The organism is Blastococcus atacamensis (assembly GCF_002938425.1).
Taxonomy (GTDB): Bacteria; Actinomycetota; Actinomycetes; order Mycobacteriales; family Geodermatophilaceae; genus Blastococcus; species Blastococcus atacamensis.
Genome location: NZ_POQU01000006.1, coordinates 67,684 through 88,188, shown reverse-complemented (window position 1 = coordinate 88,188; position 20,505 = coordinate 67,684). Strand labels below are relative to the sequence as shown.

The 20,505-nt window shown below is 70.6% G+C and carries 18 protein-coding genes; 10 read left to right on the top strand and 8 right to left on the bottom strand.

What is annotated here, in order from left to right; genetic code table 11:
* Both narI and C5508_RS03260 read left to right on the top strand, forming a co-directional pair.
* Positions 1-764 (top strand): respiratory nitrate reductase subunit gamma (gene narI / locus C5508_RS03265; protein WP_104523515.1); only part of this gene is annotated, 764 nt, incomplete at its 5' end.
* 72 nt (positions 765-836) lie between these two features.
* Complete coding sequence (locus C5508_RS03260; protein WP_104523514.1) at positions 837-1,187, top strand: carboxymuconolactone decarboxylase family protein; 351 nt, start codon at positions 837-839, stop codon at positions 1,185-1,187.
* 776 nt (positions 1,188-1,963) lie between these two features.
* Here C5508_RS03260 and C5508_RS03255 read toward each other — a convergent pair.
* The gene (locus tag C5508_RS03255; protein ID WP_269801746.1) at positions 1,964-2,485 is read right to left on the bottom strand and encodes a pyridoxamine 5'-phosphate oxidase family protein; all 522 of its coding nucleotides are present in this window, start codon (positions 2,483-2,485) and stop codon (positions 1,964-1,966) included.
* Between the two features lie 73 nt (positions 2,486-2,558).
* Here C5508_RS03255 and C5508_RS03250 point away from each other — a divergent pair, with 73 nt between their 5' ends.
* Together C5508_RS03250 and C5508_RS03245 are read left to right on the top strand one after the other, a co-directional pair.
* Positions 2,559-3,569, top strand: a complete 1,011-nt coding sequence (locus tag C5508_RS03250; protein ID WP_198597827.1) for an Acg family FMN-binding oxidoreductase — start codon at positions 2,559-2,561, stop codon at positions 3,567-3,569.
* Between the two features lie 773 nt (positions 3,570-4,342).
* On the top strand, positions 4,343-6,004 hold the full coding sequence (locus tag C5508_RS03245; protein WP_198597826.1) for a GAF domain-containing sensor histidine kinase: 1,662 nt from the start codon (positions 4,343-4,345) through the stop codon (positions 6,002-6,004).
* 21 nt (positions 6,005-6,025) lie between these two features.
* On the opposite strand, the gene C5508_RS03240 is transcribed toward C5508_RS03245, so the two are convergent.
* Positions 6,026-6,709 (bottom strand): response regulator, encoded by a 684-nt coding sequence (locus tag C5508_RS03240; RefSeq protein ID WP_104523511.1) that lies wholly within the window; start codon positions 6,707-6,709, stop codon positions 6,026-6,028.
* A 1,843-nt stretch (positions 6,710-8,552) separates the two neighbouring features.
* On the opposite strand from C5508_RS03240, the gene C5508_RS03235 reads away from it, so the two are divergent.
* The 3 genes from C5508_RS03235 (at position 8,553) to C5508_RS03225 (ending at position 12,034) form a co-directional block, all read left to right on the top strand.
* Positions 8,553-10,382: a S9 family peptidase gene (locus C5508_RS03235; RefSeq protein WP_198597825.1), complete on the top strand. Its 1,830-nt coding sequence runs from the start codon at positions 8,553-8,555 to the stop codon at positions 10,380-10,382.
* Positions 10,383-11,406: 1,024 nt separating this feature from the next.
* Positions 11,407-11,847, top strand: coding sequence for a hypothetical protein (locus C5508_RS19400; RefSeq protein WP_157943939.1), 441 nt, complete (start codon positions 11,407-11,409; stop codon positions 11,845-11,847).
* Entirely contained in the window at positions 11,840-12,034 is a 195-nt protein-coding gene (locus C5508_RS03225; protein WP_104523509.1) for a hypothetical protein, read from the top strand. The genes C5508_RS19400 and C5508_RS03225 overlap by 8 nt, the downstream gene beginning before the upstream one ends.
* 175 nt (positions 12,035-12,209) lie before the next feature.
* Here C5508_RS03225 and C5508_RS03220 read toward each other — a convergent pair whose 3' ends face one another.
* The 3 genes from C5508_RS03220 to C5508_RS03210 all read right to left on the bottom strand — a co-directional run bounded on the left by C5508_RS03220 (position 12,210) and on the right by C5508_RS03210 (position 14,584).
* Positions 12,210-12,596, bottom strand: coding sequence for a type II toxin-antitoxin system VapC family toxin (locus C5508_RS03220; protein ID WP_157943937.1), 387 nt, complete (start codon positions 12,594-12,596; stop codon positions 12,210-12,212).
* Complete coding sequence (locus tag C5508_RS03215; protein ID WP_104523507.1) at positions 12,593-12,856, bottom strand: hypothetical protein; 264 nt, start codon at positions 12,854-12,856, stop codon at positions 12,593-12,595. Before C5508_RS03215 ends, C5508_RS03220 begins: the two co-directional genes overlap by 4 nt.
* A 162-nt stretch (positions 12,857-13,018) precedes the next feature.
* Entirely contained in the window at positions 13,019-14,584 is a 1,566-nt protein-coding gene (locus C5508_RS03210) for a GntP family permease (protein ID WP_104523506.1), read from the bottom strand.
* A gap of 369 nt (positions 14,585-14,953) precedes the next feature.
* On the opposite strand from C5508_RS03210, the gene C5508_RS03205 reads away from it, so the two are divergent.
* Positions 14,954-15,193, top strand: coding sequence for a type II toxin-antitoxin system RelE family toxin (locus C5508_RS03205; protein ID WP_104523505.1), 240 nt, complete (start codon positions 14,954-14,956; stop codon positions 15,191-15,193).
* 185 nt (positions 15,194-15,378) lie between these two features.
* On the opposite strand, the gene vapC is transcribed toward C5508_RS03205, so the two are convergent.
* Both vapC and C5508_RS03195 read right to left on the bottom strand, forming a co-directional pair.
* Positions 15,379-15,786: a type II toxin-antitoxin system VapC family toxin gene (gene vapC, locus C5508_RS03200; RefSeq protein WP_104523504.1), complete on the bottom strand. Its 408-nt coding sequence runs from the start codon at positions 15,784-15,786 to the stop codon at positions 15,379-15,381.
* The gene (locus C5508_RS03195) at positions 15,783-15,995 is read right to left on the bottom strand and encodes a type II toxin-antitoxin system VapB family antitoxin (RefSeq protein ID WP_104523525.1); all 213 of its coding nucleotides are present in this window, start codon (positions 15,993-15,995) and stop codon (positions 15,783-15,785) included. The genes vapC and C5508_RS03195 overlap by 4 nt, the downstream gene beginning before the upstream one ends.
* Before the next feature lie 445 nt (positions 15,996-16,440).
* Between C5508_RS03195 and C5508_RS03190 the strand changes: the two genes are divergently transcribed.
* Positions 16,441-17,409: an asparaginase gene (locus C5508_RS03190; RefSeq protein ID WP_104523503.1), complete on the top strand. Its 969-nt coding sequence runs from the start codon at positions 16,441-16,443 to the stop codon at positions 17,407-17,409.
* Between the two features lie 46 nt (positions 17,410-17,455).
* Entirely contained in the window at positions 17,456-18,346 is an 891-nt protein-coding gene (locus tag C5508_RS03185) for a polysaccharide deacetylase family protein (protein ID WP_104523502.1), read from the top strand.
* Positions 18,347-18,900: 554 nt separating this feature from the next.
* Here C5508_RS03185 and C5508_RS03175 read toward each other — a convergent pair.
* Positions 18,901-20,469, bottom strand: coding sequence for a phospholipase D-like domain-containing protein (locus C5508_RS03175; RefSeq protein WP_104523501.1), 1,569 nt, complete (start codon positions 20,467-20,469; stop codon positions 18,901-18,903).
* Between the last annotated feature and the right edge of the window lie 36 nt (positions 20,470-20,505).

Here is a 20,505-nt window from a genome sequence, read left to right as displayed (position 1 = left end):
AGATGTGTATACGAGCCAGGGACACCGTGCTGTGGATCGTCGTGCCCTACGCCTGCCTGGCGGTGTTCGTCACCGGGCACGTGTGGCGGTGGCGGCACGACCAGTTCGGCTGGACCACGCACACCAGCCAGCTGCTGGAGAGCCGCATCCTGCGGTGGGGCTCCCCGCTGTTCCACCTCGGCGCCTTCGGTGTCATCGTCGGGCACGCGATGGGCCTCCTGATCCCGGCCGAGCTCACCCACGCCCTCGGCATCCCCGAGCACCTGTACCACGTGGTCGCGGTCTGGGGCGGGGCGATCACCGGCGTCGTCCTCGTGGTGGGGCTGTGCCTGCTCATCGCCCGGCGGCTCGTCAACGGGCGCGTCCGCCGGGTCACCACACGGATGGACAAGGTGCTCTACGTGGCGCTGACCGCCATGGTGGCGCTGGGCATGACCGCGACCATCGGCGAGAACCTGCTCGGCGGCGGCTACGACTACCGGGAGACGATCGCCGTCTGGTTCCGCGGCATCTTCTGGTTCAACCCCGATGCCTCTCTCATGGCCGGAGCGCCCGTTGTCTACCAGCTGCACGCCCTGGGCGGGTTCCTCTTCCTGGCGCTGTGGCCCTTCACCCGACTGGTGCACGTCTGGTCCGCCCCGCTGGCCTACCTATGGCGGCCCTACGTCGTCTACCGGGGCCGCGGCCGCGCTGTCCCGGCGCCACAGCCGCGGCCGGAGGAGGTGCGCGACGCCGCACTCGCGGCGAGCGGTTCGCCGCGCTGACCGCACTCCCGGACTGCCCACCGGCATCACTAGGTTGGGGGGCAGTTCCCGTCCCACGTCGGAGGAGCAGCCGTGACCTATCTGCCGCGCATCTACCAGGACTTCACCCAGCGCTTCCCCGAGGTGGCCGAAGCGCAGGGCCGGCTCGCCCAGGCCGTGCGCGACCAGAGCCCGTTCGACGAGAAGACCGAACGGCTGCTGACGTTCGCCCTCGCGGTCGGCGCCGAGGCCGACGGCGCGGTGCGGTCGAACGTCCGGAAGGCCATGGCCCACGGCGCGACCGCCGACGAACTCCGTGCCGTCGCGTTGCACGCGATCACCACCTGCGGCTTCCCGACCGCGATCGCGGCGCTGCGCTGGATCGACGAGGTGCTGGCGGCCGAGAGCGGGCGGGCACGTGACGGGGGGCCCGACATGGCATAGCCACCGCACCGGGCCATTCCCGTCATGTTCGAGGGATGAGCGCCGCAGCGGGGGACGACCGCACGGACAGCCACGAAGCCTTGCCGCCGCCCTGACCGGTCTGCGAAGACCGAACTGCTCGACGAGGTGCCGGACCGCCTGGCGACCGTGGCGTTGCAACCCGGCTCCATCTCGACCCGACGCTGGCCGGATCACCGAATCGGCGGCCGAGCTGGTCGCTGCCGGATACGGGCCCTCGGAGTGCTCTCCCGCAGCGGTCGAGAGGCCTTTCGGACTGGTGAGGACGCCCGAAAGGCCTTCGAGGACAACCATGTCGTCATGCTGCTGCTGACGGAGCGCGGTACTTCTCGGGACGCTGCTGCACGAAGACATGCCAGCCGCCGCCTCACCCTCCGAGCCGGCACTGCCGCTGGCGCACACCGACGGGAGTACCTAGCACCGACCGAGCATGCCGATGCGGTCCACCAACGGCTCCTCGCGGAGGGACGCGCAGGCTCGCCGTGGTCGGCCCGAGAGGCAGGCTGCTGGGGGTGATGTGCCTGATGCGTCGACGCGACGGTTTCGCATCGATGCGGACCCGGCTACCGGGGACCGCCGTGAAGGACGCGATCCCCTACGGCGTCGAACTTTCCGCAACCGTCGAGGAACTCCTCGAGCGGCTCGAGGTGACCCGCTCCCCTGCCACGGCCGCACCGTGCGGGCGGCCGCAACGCTGCCGTCCTCCTCCACAACCGACAGCTTCAGACTGCGGGAGCCTGCGTTGACCACGAGGAGTCTCATCCGGCGTCAGGTTCCCGCAGTGGGTGCCCGCCCTCGGTCGCCGGTCCGGGATGGGCACTCCACCGCCAGCCGCGGATCTCTGGCAGGTCCTCGCCGTGGGTGCGCAGGTAGCGCCGGTGCTCGATCAACTTGCCGGGCAGCCGGTCCCGCGCGCCCATGGCTCCACCCGACGGCCGCGTCCGTTCGGCGAGCGCGAGGCGGTGTTCCGGACGGACCTCCTCGGCCAGGCCACGGAGCAGCAGGCTCCACCCGTTGCGTCTTCTCGCGTCGGTCTCATCGACTTCGAAGGTCACATGGGCGTGCGAGACGGCCGACAGTGTCGTTCCCGGGTGGATGCGGATCACGATCGTAGTGCCGTCCATCCCATAGTTGACGGCGATGATCAGGGGGATAGTGCTCGGCGTTGACGCCGAGCCGGCCGATCTCCTGCCTGGCCGACAGCGCGTAGCACTCGCAGCGGGGATCACGTCCAGCGAACGGTCAAGGCTCCACCCTGACCGGCGGGGAAAGGTGCACATCGGGCGTTTCGGCGCGCGGATTGGGGACCAAGGGCCCGGCACGGCCGGGCAACCCGAGAGGCAGGCTGGCGTGGTGCGAGAAATCGACTGGGCGCAGATCGTGAGCGTCGCGACTCGGGCACCATCCATCCACAACACGCAGCCATGGCGGTTCACCGCCACCGCGGACCGGCTCGATGTCTTCTACGACCGACGGCGTGCCCTGCCGGTGGTGGACCCGAGCGGCCGGCAGCAGCTGATCAGCTGCGGGATGGCTGTGGCGTTCGCCGAAGTCGCCTTACGCGCCGCGGGTTTCGCGGTCGAGGTCGAACTGATGAGCGATCCCGGGCACGAGGACCACCTGGCGCGCCTGCGCGTGACCGGACGAGCGCGGCCCGACGGCGACGACCGCGCGCTGGCCGACGCCATCGCGCAGCGGCACACCGTGCGGGCGGCTTTCGAGCCCCGGGCCGTCCCCGCGGAACTGCTTGACCGGTTGGAGCGGGAGGCGGGCGCCCACGGGCTGTGGTTCAAGGTCATCACGCGGTCCGAGGAAGAGGTGGCCACCGTGTTCCTCCTCTCCCAGGCCGAGGAGCTGGAGCAGCGCGACCCGGCCTACGTCCGGGAACTGGAGAGCTGGGTGCGCACCGACCCCGCAACGATCGACGGCGTACCGGCGGACGCCGTACCGGCCGGCGACCCCCGCGATCGGCCATCGAACTGGTTGATCCGCGACTTCGCCGTGAGTTCCCGGGAGCGGCACTCGTTCCGCGCCCCGCAGGACCTCGACGCGCCCCCACCGGACGTCGAGCGGCCCACCGTGGTCCTCCTGGGTACGGCGAACGACCACCGCATCTCGTGGCTGGAAGCCGGCCAGGGTCTCGGGCGGGTCCTGCTCGTCGCAACGACCGCCGGGTTGGTCGCCTCCCCGCTCACCCAGGCCCTGGATTGGCCGGCGACACGCAGCCGGCTCCGGCAGCGGCTCTCCCTGATCGGTCATCCACAGATGCTCCTGCGCGTCGGCTACCCGCCGCCCGGCCTGGAGCTGGTGGTCACGGGGCGCCGCCCCGTTGGGGACGTCCTGAGCGTCGAGCCTGCGTGCTAGGGGGCGTCGGCGGGTGCACACGATGTCTAGGCCCGGCGTGATCCCCCCGTGCGCGAGCAGCCACGGCTGCAGGCGGTCCGTCCGCAGCGAGTCGCCCATCAGGTAGAACCGACTCACAGCTTGGTGGCTCGCCGCTCACCACCAGGTTCCAGCGCAGCCAGCCCCGCCGTCGGTCAGGCGTTCTGTCGTACCGGTGTCCGACTGCACATCCACACTGAGACCGCCGCACGCGAGCGGCTCGGTCGGCGGTGGGCCAGGCGTGCGAGGTCGGCCGGGTGCCGGCCGTCCGGATACCAGCAGCACAAGCACGGCAGCCGGGGGCGCCACCGCGGCGGCCAGTGCCACGACCGCCGGGCGTCCAGCCACTGGGCCCGTCCGTGCTGGCCGCGATCCGAGGAACTGCGGTGGCCTTCGGATGGACGGCCCCGGAGCGGAACGCCGCGGCACGGGACGGAGCGTCACGGGGCGGCATGCGTGGTCGCTGGTCCGGCGGAGAACACTCGGACGCACTGGCCCTGTTCCCCGCCGCACTGTGCGAGCACCGCTACGTCCGCGTCCACGCCGGCATGGTCCACGCGTGGCGGTCGACGCTCATGCGGATGGGGCTCCGCGCGGTGAGCGATCTCGCTGCCGGCTGGCTTTCCTGGCGGCACCAGCGGTGTCACTCTGGGCGGGTGCTCGGTACCCGGCAGTCCGCTCCCGACGGCGAGCCCCCGATGTCCTCATCCAGACCTGCCCCGAGGTCCGCGGACGCTTCCACCACGCTGTCGGCCATGCGACTGCCCGAACTTCTCGACGAGGTGCAGGAACGGCTGCGAGTCGTCGCGCGCACCCAGTCACGGGTGCAGGACCTGCTCGACGCCTTTCTCAGCGTTTCCACAGGGCTGGACCTGGCATCGACGCTGAGGAGGCTGGTGGAGGTCGCGGTCGACCTGGTCGAGGCTCGGTACGGTGCCCTGGGGGTGCTCCGAGAAGGCGGTGGCCTGGCGGCATTCATCCACGTCGGCATCGACGACGAGACAGCGGCCCGGATGGGAACGCTGCCCGAGGGCAAGGGCGTGCTCGGTCAGCTGATCACCGAGCCTTACCCGCTGCGCATCCCGGACCTCGGCAACCACCCGTCCTCCGTGGGCTTCCCGCCCAACCATCCCGAGATGCACTCGTTCCTCGGGGTGCCGGTGCTGGTGCGGGGCGAGGTCTTCGGGAACCTCTACATGACGGAGAAGATCCACGGCGAGTTCACCGCCGAGGACGAGGCCGTCCTCACCGCACTGGCAGGGGCCGCCGGCATCGCCATCGACAACGCCCGCCTCTACGAAGAGGGCGAGGTCCGACGCCGCTGGGCGGCCGCGGTGTCGGACATCCGCCATTCCCTGCTGGACACGGCCTCGCAGGACGACGCGCTGGACCTCGTGGTCACCCGGTTGACCGAGCTCACCGGCGCTGAGGGCACGTGGTTGCTCGTCGGCCCGGACCCCGACGACGGCCGCTACGCTGTCGCCCTCCAGCGCGGGACCGTCGAGCTGGAGGACATTGTGGGCCGGCGGCTGACGCCGGCGGACACCACCGTGGTCCAGGCCGTCGAGGTCGCCGGCGGCGTCGTGGCCGTCGACCTCAGCGCGCGGCCCTACGAGGGGCTGAACGCGCACATCGCCTGGGGTCCGTGCCTGTGCATCCCGCTGCACGGAGCGGATGCGGGCCGGTACGTGGTGGTCCTGGCCCGCCGGGCCGGCGCCCCGAACTTCCCGGAATCGGTGAAGCCGCTGGTCTCCGCCTTCGCCGATCAGGTCACGGTGGCCCTCGACATGGCCGCCCGCCAGCGTCTGGCCCGACAGCTGGACGTCTACGAGGACCGTGACCGCATCGCCCGCGACCTGCACGACCTGATCATCCAGCGCGTCTTCGCCGCCGGCCTCGCGCTGCAGTCGGTGCTCCCGCGCGTCGGCGACCCCGAGGCCCGGAAGCGGGTCCAGGGAGTGATCAGGCAGCTCGACGACACCGTCCGCGACATCCGGACGACCATCTTCGACCTGCACTCCACCGAGGCGGCCGACGGCGGCGACAGCCTCCGTCGGCACATCCTCGACGTGGTGACCGAGACCTCCGCGGACGCCGTGGTGCCCACCGTGCGCATGTCAGGGGCCGTCGACACCCTGGTCACCGGCGATCTGGCCGCCGAAGTGCTCGCCGTCGTCCGGGAAGGGGTGAGCAACGTCGCCCGGCACTCCGGTGCCCGGCACGTGACGGTCACTCTGGACGTGGCAGACGACGTCGTCGTCGAGGTGCTCGACGACGGCCGGGGGATCGACGAACGCGGCGCCCGCAGCGGCCTGCGCAACGTGGAGGAACGAGCCCGCCGGCGGGGCGGAGTGGCCGGCGTGGTGGCCCTGCCCGACGGGGGCACTCGACTGCGCTGGTCCGTGCCGCTGCGCTGAGACCGAGGCCGCGCGGTCCCCTCAGCGCGGGCGGGTGCCCGAGGGGTCGTTGCGCAGCCCCGCAGCCAGCACCGCGGCCTGGGTACGACGCTCGAGCCCGAGCTTGGCCAGCAGGTGCGAAACGTAGTTCTTGATCGTCTTCTCGGCCAGGAACATGCGCTCGCCGATCTGCCGGTTGGTGAGCCCCTCGCCGATCAGCTCCAGTACGGTGCGCTCCTGGTCGCTCAGCTTCGCCAGCGGACCGGCGGGCTCCGCGGCCCTGCGCATCCGCTCCAGCACGGCCGTGGTCGCCGTGGGGTCGAGCAGCGACCCGCCTGACGCGACGGTGCGGACGGCGCTGACCAGGTCCTGGCCGAGGATCTGCTTGAGCAGGTAGCCGGATGCCCCGGCCATGATCGCCTCGAACAGGGCCTCGTCGTCGCTGTAGCTGGTCAGCATGATCACCTTCAGCTCCGGCATCCGGGAGCGCAGCTCCCGGCAGACGGTGACCCCGTCGCCGTCGGGCAGGCGGACGTCGAGGATCGCGACATCGGGCTGGAGGGCCGGTACCCGCGCGATGGCCTCCGAGGCGTTCTTCGCCTCCCCGATGACGGTGATCTCCCCCGAGGCCTCCAGGACGTCGGCGACGCCCCGGCGGACGACCTCGTGGTCATCGAGGAGGAAGACCTTGACCGGGGTCGGCTGCACGCTGCTCACGGGGTCCATCCTGCAGGATTGCCGGCCCTGTCGGTCACGCGGCGTCGGGAGCCCCGACGGACTCCTCCGCGGAACGCTGGTCAGCGCCGCAGCGGCCCCCGCAGAGTCGAGCTCCCGATCGCATCGGACCAGTGGCGATACCGCCGGCCGCCGGACTTCCGGTCACCAGTGACGTCGGTCCCGTCACCTTCTCGTGTACCGGGCGGAGCGTCGCCACGGACACTCAACTCGAGGGCTACTGGTCCGCGGGGCCAGGTCAGTGCACGCGTCATCCAGTCGGTGCACGAGGACCAGGTGCCGGTCCGGGGCGTACGCATCTCCCAGCGAGCCGACGCCTACGGCTGACGGAACACCACCAGCGGCCGGTCGTGAAGCGTGTGCGCAAGTACCGTGTCCCCCCTCGGACACCGACATGAACCCCCACGGCTCCAAGCCGTGGGGGTTCCGTGGTTTCCCGGGAATGACTGCGGATGTGCAAGCGCCTGGACCCACGCACCTCTGAGATCGGCCTCGCCGATGGTGGTCCGTCCAGCCTGCAACTAGCGGGCCCAAGAGGGGGACGAGCCCGCCGGCTACACCTCCTACGCGAGGCTGGGAACGGCTCGGTGCGCGGCTGCGGTGCCGAAGGGCCCGGACGGCGCAGCCGCAGGAGGGCTCGTCGACTCGTGCCGTACCCGTGGCCTCGGCTTGGACGCCGAAGGCAGTGCTACCGGGTTCGCGGGGCCTGTGGCGGCGAGGTGGTCAGGACGCGATCTTCGCCGGTATGCGCCGACCTTCGAGGACCGAGAACAGGTGCTGAAGCCCGACGATGGAAGCGGCCTGGAGCAAGGGCAACCGCACGAAAACGACCCCCGAAGAGACCCAGGAAGGAGGCGAAGAGCCACATGGAGGTCGCCAGGCAGAGCAGTCGTCGGCCCCGGCAGTCGACGGCCGTCCCCCGCCAAGCGACGCGCAGCGCCCCGATCCCGAAGGCGACCGCCAGCACGATCCACAGCACCGCGGCGCTGCGTGCTCCCCCCCAGCCAGTCGGCAGGAAGCACGCCCAGCAGGGCCACCGCGATGGCGGCCGACCACCACATGCGTCCGGCGGGGCGGCCTCCCCCCGGTCCGGCCGGCTCGTAGCAGTCCAGTTCGGTCGGCGGGTGGTCGGCCAGCATCCGGGAACGGTCGCGATGAACCGCCACCGAGGGATGGTGCCGGATGATCAGCTCGACAAGATCCGCTGGCACAGCGGCCGACAGCCACAGCGCCTCGATCCGGCTGTGTTCGGCCCGCAGACCGCTCGTTCCCGCGATGATCCGACCTCAGCACGTGAGCACCGCGAGGACATGGCGGCTGATCGGGTGGTCGCTGACCTACTGCTCCGCACCGTAGGCGTAGAAGCCGCACGTGCAGTCCGGGGCCGGGCTGCGATGTGGCGGGCTGTCCTTCCCGAGCAACGCGCGGTATTGGAGCCGTCGTGCCAGCGCTCGTTCGAGAACAGGGCGTACAGGCCGCCATCCGGACCGATCCTGAAGGGTGCGCAGTGCCCTGACCTGGCCTACCTGTGGCTCGAAACCCCCGTAGGGATCCACCGCAGCTACCTCGCCGGGGCCGGTCCCCGATGCGGCTCAGGTCGCTCCGGCGACGCCGGCTGCGGAGTCGGCTCGGGGATTGGATCGGACAGCGCCAACGCAGGTGGCCGGCGAGGTCATCTCGCGGTGTGCGCGGTGCCGCACGTCCGGTCGGCACCGCCGACCCTTGATGTCACGCGCCCGGCGGAACAGCAGGGCGCACACCGGCACTCACTCGTCCCCGCTGCTCCTCTGCCCTCGGTGTTGCCGGAAGCCGGGACGGACCGAAAGCTGGGGGCGTGACCGTGCTGACCGCGCTCCTCCGGGCCCGGTCGACGGTCGCCCTCGACAGTGACGGGGAGCGGCTGCTGCTGCGCACCGACGCGACGGGGGTGGATCAGCTCGCGGAGTGGCGGTCCGGGGTACAGCGGCCACTCACCGCGTTCGACGACCGGGTGCTCACGGCCCGGTACCGCCCGGGTCACCGCCAGGTCGTCCTGGAGGGCGACGTCGGTGGCGACGAGCGGACCCGGCTCTGGCTCCTCGACCTGGACACCCCGCTCGTCCAGGACCGGTCCCGACTGCGAGCCCTGAGCCATCACCCCGACGCGGTGCACCACCTGGCTGGCGTCAGTCCGGACGGCCGTACTGTCGCGGTCCTGTCGAACCGTCGGGACCGGATCTCCTTCGACGTCTGGCTGCTCGACCTCGACACCGGCAAGGAGCAGCTGCTCTACGACGGGGGCGGATGGTGCCGACCGGGGTCCGGCTTCTCCCCGGACGGCCGCTGGTTGTCGGTCCTCCGTCCTGGACCGCGCGCGATGGACACCGATTCGCTCCTCCTCGACGTCGTCACCGGGGAGCAACAGGTGCTCCTCGCACACCCGCAGGAGGCCGCCGTCGTCGGGAGCCCGGCATGGGTAGACGCGACGACGCTGCTGGTTTCCAGCAACGTGGGCAGAGACCGCTCCGCCCTGGTCCGGGTCGGTGTCGCCACCCACGAGGCAACCGCCGTGCTCGAACGGGAATGGGACGTCGACGGCTGGACCAGCCCCGACGGCACGACGCTGCTGGCGGTCAGCAACGTCGACGGGGCGAGCCATTGCGAGCTCTTCGATGCCGCCACCCTCGCCTCGCGCGGCCCCGTTGCGCTCCCCGACCCTGACGCAGTTATCGCCTGGAGCCATCTGCTGCCCCACCCGCTCGTGCTCGACGACGGCGCGGCGGTGGTGACCTGCAGCTCCCCGACGATGCCGTCGGACGTGTGGCGGCTGCTGCCGGACACCGCGCCGCACCGGCTCACCGAGAGCCGCACCGGCGTGGATCCGGCAGCGCTGCGGCGCCCCGAACGGGCTGTGGTCAGGAGTTTCGACGGAGTCTCCGTACCCCTGTTCCTCTACCGCCCCGGGACGCCGCCCGGCGCAGGTCCACCTCCGGTCGTGGTCGTCCTGCATGGCGGACCGGAAGGACAGTCGGACCGCTCCTTCTCCCCCGTGGTCCAGGCGCTGGCCGCACGCGGGTACGCGGTCGTCGTCCCGAACGTCCGGGGTTCCACCGGGTACGGCAAGCACTACTACGGGCTCGACGACACGACCCGGCGCCTGGACTCCGTTCGGGACCTCGCCGCCGTCCACGGCTGGCTGGAGGAGGCCGGGCTCGATCCCGCACGGGCAGCGCTGTGGGGAGTCTCCTACGGCGGCTACCTGGTGCTCGCCGGCTGCGCCTTCCAGCCCGACGTGTGGGTCGCCGGCGTGGACATCGCCGGAATCAGCGACCTGGTCACCTTCCTCGAGCGGACTGCGGACTACCGGCGTGCCCACCGTGAGCGCGAGTACGGCTCACTGGACACCGATCGCGAGTTTCTTGCGTCCGCCTCTCCCCTGCGGCGAGTCGAGCAGATCCGCGCACCACTCTTCGTCGTCCATGGCGCCAACGACCCACGGGTCCCCCTGAACGAGGCCGAGCAGCTGGTGGCCGCCCTCAGGATGGGGGATGTCGCGTGCGAATTGCTCGTCTACGGGGACGAAGGACACGGGCTCGCCAAGCTGGTCAACCGGCTGGACGCCTATTCCCGGGCGATCGCCTTCCTCGATCGCGTGCTCGCGCCGGAGGCGGAAGGACGCGCCTGAGGGCGCCGGGGGACGACGATGCGACGTAGCCCGCCGCGGTACTGCCGCACCGTGGCCGACCGTCAAGAGAGCGATGTCCCCACGCTAGGAGAGGACGCGTAGCCCGCCACGTTCCCCCGGATGCCAGAGGGCCCGTACGGATGTCGGAGCAGCCGACACAGCCGGACGCCGCCGAGTCGCGAGCCGTCCTCCGCCGCTTTGCCCGCAGCGCCCATGACGTGCCAGCAGGGTGGTGAGCGGAGCCACACCGTTCGTCATGACCGCGCTGCTGGCGGGCACGGGCACATCGGCCTCGGTGTCGGCCTACATCGTCATTGGGCTCATCACGTTCGTCCCAACGCTTGCCCTGCGCGCGACCCACACCGGAGGACGGTCCGCAGTGGGCCGGACCCCGGCCCAAGAGGACGGAGTCGACGACCGGGATGGGCCCAGGCGCCTCGCGGCCGGCCCCTGATGGTGCGTGACGGTCGCGGCCGCCTGGCTGACCGTCATGACCTCTTGTTCGCTGCGGAGGCCGTCGGCAACGGCTACAGCGCGAGGCCGCTGCGCGGGTTCCCGTTCCACAGCCCGCTGTTACGGCCACCTCCGGGAATCCCAAGGCCGTCGCGGGACCGAATGGTTGCCGGTCTCTCGCCAAGCGCGCTCACCCCTACGGCCGCACCGACGGCGGACGTAGCCGTGTGCGTATGTACTGTGTCGCCCCTCGGACACCGAGTTGAACCCCCACTGCTTCGGAGCCGGTGGGGGTTCTGCTGTTTCTGGTGTCGGCGGATCCCGTCGATGCCTTGAGGGCCCATTCTTGATCGTCCCGATTGGGACGAGGTGTATCGCCTTCCAGGCGCCTCAGGTAGACCGGTGCCACAGTCGCCAAGCTCCGAGCGCAAGGACCATGGGGCCGGAACACCCATGAGGCCGGTTGGTGGCGCTACCGAAGCATCGAGTGCGCGTCCGCGGCTGGCGTGGCTATCCCCATGCACACCCGACCGGGGCCTGATGCCCCGCCACGCTCATTGGGGTGCCCTCCGTGGCGTTCCCCGGATGGATGTCTGACGTCGTCGGATGGCTCGGCGCCTGGGTCCAATCTCCCGGCTTCGGTGGTGTGGCAGCAGTCATCGCCGCGATCATCGCCTTCAAAGCAGCCACTCGAGCGGCCACCGCAGCGCGGACGACCGCAGCCCAAGACCGGTTGCAGCGTGAACGAGCGGAACGGAAGGCCCAGTGGTGGCTGCGCGCCCAGTGGGCTCTGGACCTGACGCTGAGCTCCGACAGCGAGACCCGAACCGTTGGCTTCCGCGTGCTCGAGGCGCTGGCGGATAGCGAGTGGGCAGAAGAGCACGAAGGGGACATCATCGCCGCCGCCACCGAGCGCGCACTGATCGAGGGAAGCGACACTGGACCGCAGCCACAATCGGCGAGAACATGGCGGCAACGACTAACCCCCCGCGGAGGACGCGAAGATGGCTGAAGCGAAGCAGACCGTCCGGGTAGCCGGCGGCAAGCGGGTCGCAAGCCGCACGCGCTCCGCGACCAACGGCCGGTTCGTCTCACAGAACGAGCGCGTCGCGGCGGCCAGAGCACGCGTGCAGGCGGACCGGAAACGCGGCGTGACCACCGAAGCCTGGATCGTCGACCTCGCCAAGCAAGGTGCATGAAGAAGCCCTATCCCTGCCGACGATGCCCGCGGACCGCCACCGCACCCGACGTCTCACCTCTCGCCAAGAGCACCCGCCCCTACCGCTGGACCGACGCTCGCCGTAGCCGTGTGCGTATGTAGCGTGTCGCCCCTCGGACACCAGTTGTTGCACACCGCCGAGTCGGGCGTGCACCTTAAGCGCGCAGAGTGACGAGCCCGAGTTCCTCGGCGCCGCGGATGAGCCGCTCATCGAAGGCGGCGACTCGCGCGGCCGTGTCCTGGGCGGCCAGCAAGACGCAGCAGTCCGGCATCCGCAGACCCGTATCGGCACGCAAGCGGGCCAGCCGAACAGCGGTGTCGGCGGGAAACGGCTGTTCTGCGACCTCGAGCTCCCGTAGCACCGAGCGCGCGGCGTCGAGCCGGCCGGTCCGGGAAGGGCCGACGAGCACCTCCGCGAGCGTGAGCGGGTTGGCGGCGAATTCGTCGTCGATCTCCCGTGCGAGCAACGACTCGGCCTGTTGATGCTGAGCGTCTTCGGCATCGAGGTAGGCGATGAGCACGCTGGCGTCGAGCACGATCACGCCGGCCACTCCTGGCGCAGCCGGTCCAGATAGCGCTCACCGTAGGCGCCGGTGAGGGCACCACTGTGCTCCCGCAGCGCGTCGAGCCGTTGGCGTCGCCGGTCTTCCTGTGCACGTTGGGCGACCCCCTGGCCTTCCAACGCGAGACGAGTGAGCAGCTGCGCGCGAGTGAGCTCTGGATACCGGGAGGCCGCGGAGTCCAGAGCTGCAGCGAGTTCGTCGGTCTCGGTCACCATGATCCGGGGACGCATGGTGGGCACGCGGGCTAGTGTAGCACCTCGTGGGCTAGGTGCTACACCAGCGAAACTTGTCGGTCACCACCAAGACACCTGACACCGACCGGGTGACGTCCATCGTGCCGCCGGGGGCGGCGAGCTCGGCTGGACAGGAACGGTCGGTACCGTCGGGCAACCAGGCGAGGGTCAGAAGCCCCCGAAGATGGTGCCGAGCGCGATCACCACGACCAGGGCCAGCACCGGGACGGCGACGGCCACCACGAAGATGTCCTTGTAGGACTGGCGGTGGGTCAGTCCGCAGATGGCCAGCAGGGTGATCACGGCGCCGTTGTGCGGCAGGGCGTCGAACCCACCGGACGCGAGAGCGGTCACCCGGTGCATGAGTTCCAGGCTGATCCCCTGATCCTCGGCGAGGTCGCGGAAGTCCTCACCGAGCGTCTGCAGAGCGATGCTCATGCCGCCGGAAGCCGAGCCGGTGATGCCGGCGAGCACGTTGACCGCGACTGCCAGGGAGATCAGGGGATTGCCCGAAACTCCCAGCACGGCGTCGCGCACCATGCGGAAGGCCGGCAGCGAGGCGATGACCGCGCCGTAGCCGACCTCGCTGGCGGTGTTGAAGATCGGCAGCAGTGAGCCCATCGTTCCGGCGTTGACCGACTTCTTCGCGCTGGTGAACCGCTTCCAGTTGAGAGCGAGGATGAGCGCGCACGCGGCGATCAGCGCGACGATGATCGCCCAGATGCCGCCGACGGTCTGGATGTCCGTGGCGCCGTAGGCGTCCTCGGCCAGGTAGGCGGTGTCCATGGCGGGGAAGACCCAGGTCACCATCGCGTAGTTCGTGACGATGACCACGAGGATCGGCAAGTAGGACACGGCTACCGACGGACGGTTCGCCGGCCGCTCGGTCTGCTCGTCGACGGTGGCGTCACCGGCCGTAGAGCTGCCGGAGGGCTGATCGAGCTCCCCGATGGGGTCGGCCGCCCCGGTGCCCGGGCCGGCCGCTCCCCCACCCGGGCCGGCCGCTCCGGACGCCAGCGGGCGCGGCCCCCCGGAGCCGGCGGCACCGGATGGGTTGTCACCGCGGTCGTCCGGGGCGCGCGAGGGTTCGTCGAGGTATCCTTCGCCGGCCGCCGCGGCCCGTCTCGCCCGGAAGGTCAGCCAGGCCATGCCGCCACCGAACATGATCAATCCGGCGATGGTGCCGAGGATGGGCGCGGCGAAGGCGTTGGTGCCGAAGAAGGGCGCCGGAATGGCGTTCTGGATGGCCGGAGTGCCCGGCAGCGCAGTCATCGTGAAGGTGGACGAACCCAGAGCGATCGCGGCCGGGATCAGCCGCTTGGGGACGCGCGCTTCGCGGAAGAGCGCTGCGGCGATGGGGAACACCGCGAACGCGACGACGAACAAGGACACGCCGCCGTAGGTGAGTATGCCGACGGACAGGACGATCGCGAGGAGCGCCCGCCTGCCGCCGAGCTTGTCGACGAGGGAGCGCGCGATCACTCGGGCAGCCCCGGAGTCGTCCATCAGCTTGCCGAAGATGGCCCCGAGCAGGAACAGCGGGAAGTAGGTGATGACGTAGTTGCCCAGGGCCGGCATGAAGACCTGGGTGTAGGTGGCCAGCAGCGGCAGGCCCCCAGCGAAAGCGGTGGCCAGCAGCGCCATCAGCGGCGCGAGGATCAGCACGTTGATCCCGCGGTAGGCCAGCACCATGAGCAGGACCAGCGACAGGATGATTCCAACCAGTCCGAGCATCTGACCCGCCTTTCTGTCCACAATTTTCTCGACCGGGGCGTGCCGTGGATCACATCACGAGGCCGGGTCGGCGGCGAACCCGGAAGCGGGCAGCCCGGCGCGGCGGCCTGTCGGTGGGCGCTCGGCGTCAGCAGGCAGCCGCCGCACCTGCATGTACTTCTCCGCGGCGCAGGCGCGGCAGAGCGCCCCCGCCTCGCGGTCAAGCGACGGTCCGGAAACCCGCCGGCCGGAGTGAGGACGTGTTCCGGCGAGCCGCTACACCGCCCTGGACGAGGAGCCCCATGACCACCCCGACGCCAACCGGCCCGCCGGCAGGCCGAGCCGACGTCGAATCATCGGTCAGCGGGCGATCAACACCCCTGCGTTGCAGTGGTCGACTTCCTCTACGGGATCTTGGCGGCCGACCCGTACCGCGTCGGAAAACCGTTGCGATTCGAACTCGAGGGCTACTGGTCGGCGCGGCGAGGTCGATACCACGTCATCTATTCGGTGCACGAGGACCAGGTACTGGTCCGGGTCCTACGCATATCCCACCGGGCCGACGTCTACGGCTGGCGGAACTTCGCAAGGGCGGGGTCGTCAGGAGCCGGGCGTGAAGCGAGTGCGTAAGTAGCGAGTCGCCCCTCGGCCACCGAGTTGAACCCCCCGGCACTGGCCGGTGGGGGTTCTGCTGTTTCTGGTTCGGCACGTCTGCTGGATGCCTGAAGGACGGGATCGGTCGGCCTCGGTCTCGGACGCCCCTCCGTCTCCCCGACGGACAAGGGGAGAGATGAACGGGGCGGGAGTGCCTGTGGTCAGTCCGTCGACCGCGCATCCGAGGGCACACCCAAGACTCCACAGACGCGATCGACGTCGACATCCTGTGCGAGCACGGTGGCTCCGCTACGCCAAGCCACCGCGACGATCAGACAGTCCAACAGGCCGCGAGGGGTCACCCCGACGCGACGGCAGCGCCGGTAGACACGGGCAGCCGCATCGAAGTCCGCCGCAGGATCGAGCGTCAGCAGATGACACCGCAGGAGCAATCGACGGAGATCGTCCGCCCGCCGTTCATCGCGTGCGCCGGCAAGTACCTCCATCATCACCGGTTCCGTGATGGCAAGGGGGCCGTCAGAGGCGATCAACTCAGTCATCCGCCGATCAACGGCACTGCCCGTCGCCCGGTCGAACTCCACCCAGGCGGAGGTGTCGGCGAGGATCACGCCGCGCCGCGGGGTGCGCGATCCTCCGGGACGTCCTCCATGGCTCGGGCGCCGCCCATCGACAACGCCTCATCGCGGCTCATCGGCTGACCGGCCAGGTGCCGCAGCGCGAGATCGACCGCCTCCGTCTTCGTCCGTAAGGCATAGCGGGTCATCACCGCCTGCACCAGATCATCCTCGAGTTCGATGTTCGTCCGAAGTCGCGGCATACACAAATCATACACGTAAGGTGTACGAACGGTGTACTCCGCACACCGAAGCTCGGTGGCTCAGCCGCGACCGCCACTGCATCGACGGAAACGGGTCATTGCAACCCACGCGGGGCCGCCCGATCGTCGATGAACAGCCGTGTGCCTACGAACCCTGTCGCCCCTCGGACACCGAGTTGGACCCCACGGCTCCTGAGCCGGTGGGGTCTCATTTTGCTGACGTCGGCACGTCCGCGGGCTCCCTCTGCGGTCTCCGGACGCCGATCGGTTGTCCGTTGATCGACAGGGGGCCGGCTGCCAGGTGATCGGCCGAGTCGGCGACGCGACAGCAACCGACGTGACGGGCGCGGCCGGTGCAGCACAGCTCCGGTCGCCGAAGTCCAGCCAGCGGAGGAACGTGGGGCACGTCGTCGCCCCGCACCGAGCGGGGGCTGAGGGAGGTCACGTGGGCCGGGTCCATCTGCTCGCCACGGGCGGCACCATCGCCAGCCGGCACGGGCCGGACGGGCTCGCGGCCGTCACGCCCGCCGCCGAGCTGCTCGCGGCGGCCGGACCACCCGCTGGGCTGACCGTCACGACCAGCGACTTCGGCGCCGTCGGCAGTTTCGCCCTCACGACGCCGGACCTGCGAGAAGTGGTGAGCCAGGCCGGCCGATGCCTGGCAGAGGGCGTGGACGGCGTCGTCGTCACCCACGGGACCGACACCATGGAGGAGTCCGCTTACCTCGCCGACCTCGTCCACGACGACCCGCGCCCGATCGTCTTCACCGGATCCCAGCGCCCGTTCGACGACCCTGCCCCCGACGGTCCGGCCAACCTCGCCGATGCCTTGCGGGTCGCCTCGTCGCCCCTGGCACGGGATCTGGGCGTGCTGCTCTGCTTCGACGGCCTGACCTTCGCCGCCGCCGGAGTGCGCAAGGTCGACACCCTGCGCAGCGGTGCGTTCGGCGCGCCCGGGCGGGGGCCGGTGCTCCGGCTGGCCGGAGAGTCGGTACTGGCCCTGGCCAGGCCCGCGCGTCGGGCACCCCTGCCGCTCGACCTGCGCGCGGAACTGCCACGCGTCGACGTCGTGGCCTGCTATCTCGGCGCGGACGCGGCGCTGCTGCACGCGGCGGTCGCCGCCGGCGCCGCCGGCATCGTGCTCGAGGCATTCGGCGCCGGGAACGTCCCGCCGGCGATGGCCGAGGCCGCGGAGGACCTCGTCGCCGGAGGGATCCCGGTCCTGGTGTGCTCCCGGGTGCAATCGGGCCCGGTCCTTCCCGTCTACGCCGCCGGAGGGGCGCGGCTGGCCCGGGCTGGAGCGGTGTTCGCCGGCGACCTCAGCCCCTGGCAGGGCCGGCTGCTGCTGGCCGCGGCGCTCGCCCTCGCACCCGACGATCCGCAGCGGCTCCTGGCCTCGCAGCTCGTCGTCTGACATCCCTCGCCCAGGCGCGGGCGACCTACCGGAAGGAACGCTCACGATGAGCAAAGAGATCTTCGTCGCCTTCGGCGTCGACATCGACGCCGTGGGCGGCTGGCTGGGCTCCTACGGCGGGGAGAACTCCCCGGACGACATCTCCCGCGGCGTCTTCGCGGGCGAGGTCGGCGTCCCGCGCATCCTCGAGCTGTTCCGGCGGTTCGGCCTGACACAGACGTTCTTCTGGCCGGGGCACTCGATCGAGACGTTCCCGGACGAGTTCGAGGCCTGTGTCGCGGCCGGGCACGAGATCGGCGTCCACGGCTACAGCCACGAGAACCCCATCGCGATGAGCCGCGAGCAGGAGCAGGCGGTGCTCGACCGCTGCATCGGGCTGATCGAGGAGAAGACCGGGCGACGTCCCACCGGCTACGTGGCCCCGTGGTGGGAGTTCAGCGGCGTCACCAACGAACTGCTGCTCGAGCGCGGCATCAAGTACGACCACTCGCTGATGCACCGGGACTTCGAGCCCTACTACGTCCGGGTGGGTGACTCGTGGACCAAGATCGACTACGGCGCCTCGGCCGAGAGCTGGATGAAGCCCCTCGTCCGCGGAGAGGAGACCGACCTGGTCGAGATCCCGGCGAACTGGTACCTCGACGACCTGCCCCCGATGATGTTCGTCAAGTCCAGCCCCAACAGCCACGGCTTCGTGAACCCGCGGGACATCGAGCAGATGTGGCGTGACCAGTTCGACTGGGTCTACCGCGAGATGGACTATGCGGCCTTCACCATGACCATCCACCCGGACGTCTCCGGACGCCCGCAGGTGCTGCTCATGCTCGAACGGCTCATCGAGCACATCAACGGTCACGACGGCGTCCACTGGGCCACCTTCGACCAGATCGCTGACGACTTCCTGGACCGCTCCCCGCGCAGCGATGGGCGGCCGTAGACCGGCACGACGTCCGGACCGGAACTCCGCACGCTGGTCGGCACCGACGGGCCAGTACCGGGTGGTCCAGTCCATCCACGACCAGCAGGTACGGGTGCGCGTCGTGCGCATCTCCCCCCGGGCCGAATGGCTTGAGCCACGGGTTGCGTCCGACTCCTGCCTCGAACACGGCTTCTCGCACACGGGCTCGGGCACTGGTCGCCGTGGCCGCGGCTTCGCGCCGCGGGCGTTCGGGCAGGTCTGCAGTGCGAAGAGCGTGCGCGTGCTCGACCGGCAACGCTGTCACCTCCGACAGGCGCATGCGCTCCGGCACGCACGCCGCAGGCGGCTCCGGCAACGGCAGCGTGCCGACGCGGTACCCGATGGCGATCTCCCAGCCACTCGCCGCCGAGAGCAGCAACGTGCTGGCGCGATCGGCGAGCAGGTCAGCCACGTCGTCCCGGATACGTTCGGGGGTCGTCTGGAGCCATCCTGGTCTCCGCCGCGGCACACGTGCATGACGGAAGGGTTCGTCGAACGCTTCGCGGAACGCGAGACCGTCCACGCCGAAGAGGTCAGGTGCGCACCCGATTCCGAGGCCGCCGGCGGCGGGCGAAGAACCGCTCGATCCGGCGCCACCGGTTGGGCGTCTTCTCCGGATCCATCACCTCGGACTCGGCGAGCGCCCGGTCGACCGGGCCCTGCGAGGGCGGCTCGAACGGCACGAGGGAGCGACCGGTCGGCCGGCGCAGCCGCTCGATACCCCGCACGAGCGACCCTGCGTCGGTGATCGCGGCGGCGACGTCGTCCGCGGTGCACCCGAGGTGCTCGGCGAGCAGGCTGTCACGGAAGCCGACGATGGTCGCAGCGAGCCGTTCCGCTCCCGGCCGCTCCTCGATCGCCTCGATGGCGAGGTCGCACTCGGTGTCCAGGCCCATCGAGCGGTTGTTCACGTTGCTCGAACCCAGCCGCAGCAGGCGGTCGTCGACCACGGTGACCTTGGCGTGCACGTAGATGTGCTCCCGCTGCTCGGTCACCGGTGTGTAGAGCCGGAACCGGTCGTACTCGTCGGCCTCGCGGACGATCTCCAGGGCCCGGACCCGCGCGGTCCCCATCGCCTTCTCCGACAACCAGCCGTCGGCGGTCCACGGGTTGATCACCACGACGTCGGGGCCGTCGGGCTCCCGCAGCCGCTCGGCGATCGCCTCGGCGATCCGGTGGGAGGCGAAGTACTGGCTCTCCACGTAGAGCGACGTGCGGGCCGCGGCGATGGTGGCCAGCCACAGCAGCTCGATCTCGTGGACGAGGCTCGTGCCGCCGTGCTCGGGACGGGTGCGGGAGATCGCGACGTCGACGTCGCTGAGCAGCGGCTCCACGTCCTCCGGCCAGCACGACCGCTCCTGGGGAACGGGCTCGAGCCGCTCCCCGGTGCCGCTCTCCCACCGCTCGCGGGCGAGTTCGGCGACGGCACGAGCTGCGGGCCCGGTCATCATGCTGGTCGCGTCGTGCCACGGGCCGGTCCGCCGCCCCTGGACCCGCCCGGTTCCGGGACGACGCCGGTGCGGGTTGTCGTCGGCGTGGTCGGAGGTGTCCCAGCGGTCCGCGGTGACGTCGATGCCGCCGGTGAAGGCCAGGCAGTCGTCGATGACCACGATCTTCTGGTGGTGCGCGCCGCCGACCGGGTGGTGGGTGTCGACGGCGAAGGTGAGCCGATCCGGCGTCTCCCGGTCGAGAAGCACGATCGGCTTGAGCCCCCGCCCGAGCGCGCGCAGCATGCCGAGGTCCCACTGCAGGACGCCGACGTGCAGCTGCGGGTTCTCCTCCACCGCCCGTTCGAGGATGGCGCCGAGATGGTCGTCCTCCGGGCGGCCGCCGTCCAGCGGATCGAGCCGGATCCGCGGGTCGAAGTCCCAGCCGATGAACAGCACCCGCCGCTCGGCGCGGAGCACGGCACGCTTCAGCGTGGCGAAGTAGCCGGCGGCGTCCACGAAGATCGCGAAGCGGTCGGCCCGCTCGATCCGCCAGCAGGTCTCGCCAGGAATCAACAACGGCGCGCCCTCCCGCGACGGGCCGTCATCGCGGCCGGCGGGCAGCGCCATGCCCGGATCGGTGTCTGGCTCGGCCGTCGCCTTACCGCTGTTCATCACCTCGGCAGTGTGCCCGCCGAGCGCCCACGTAAC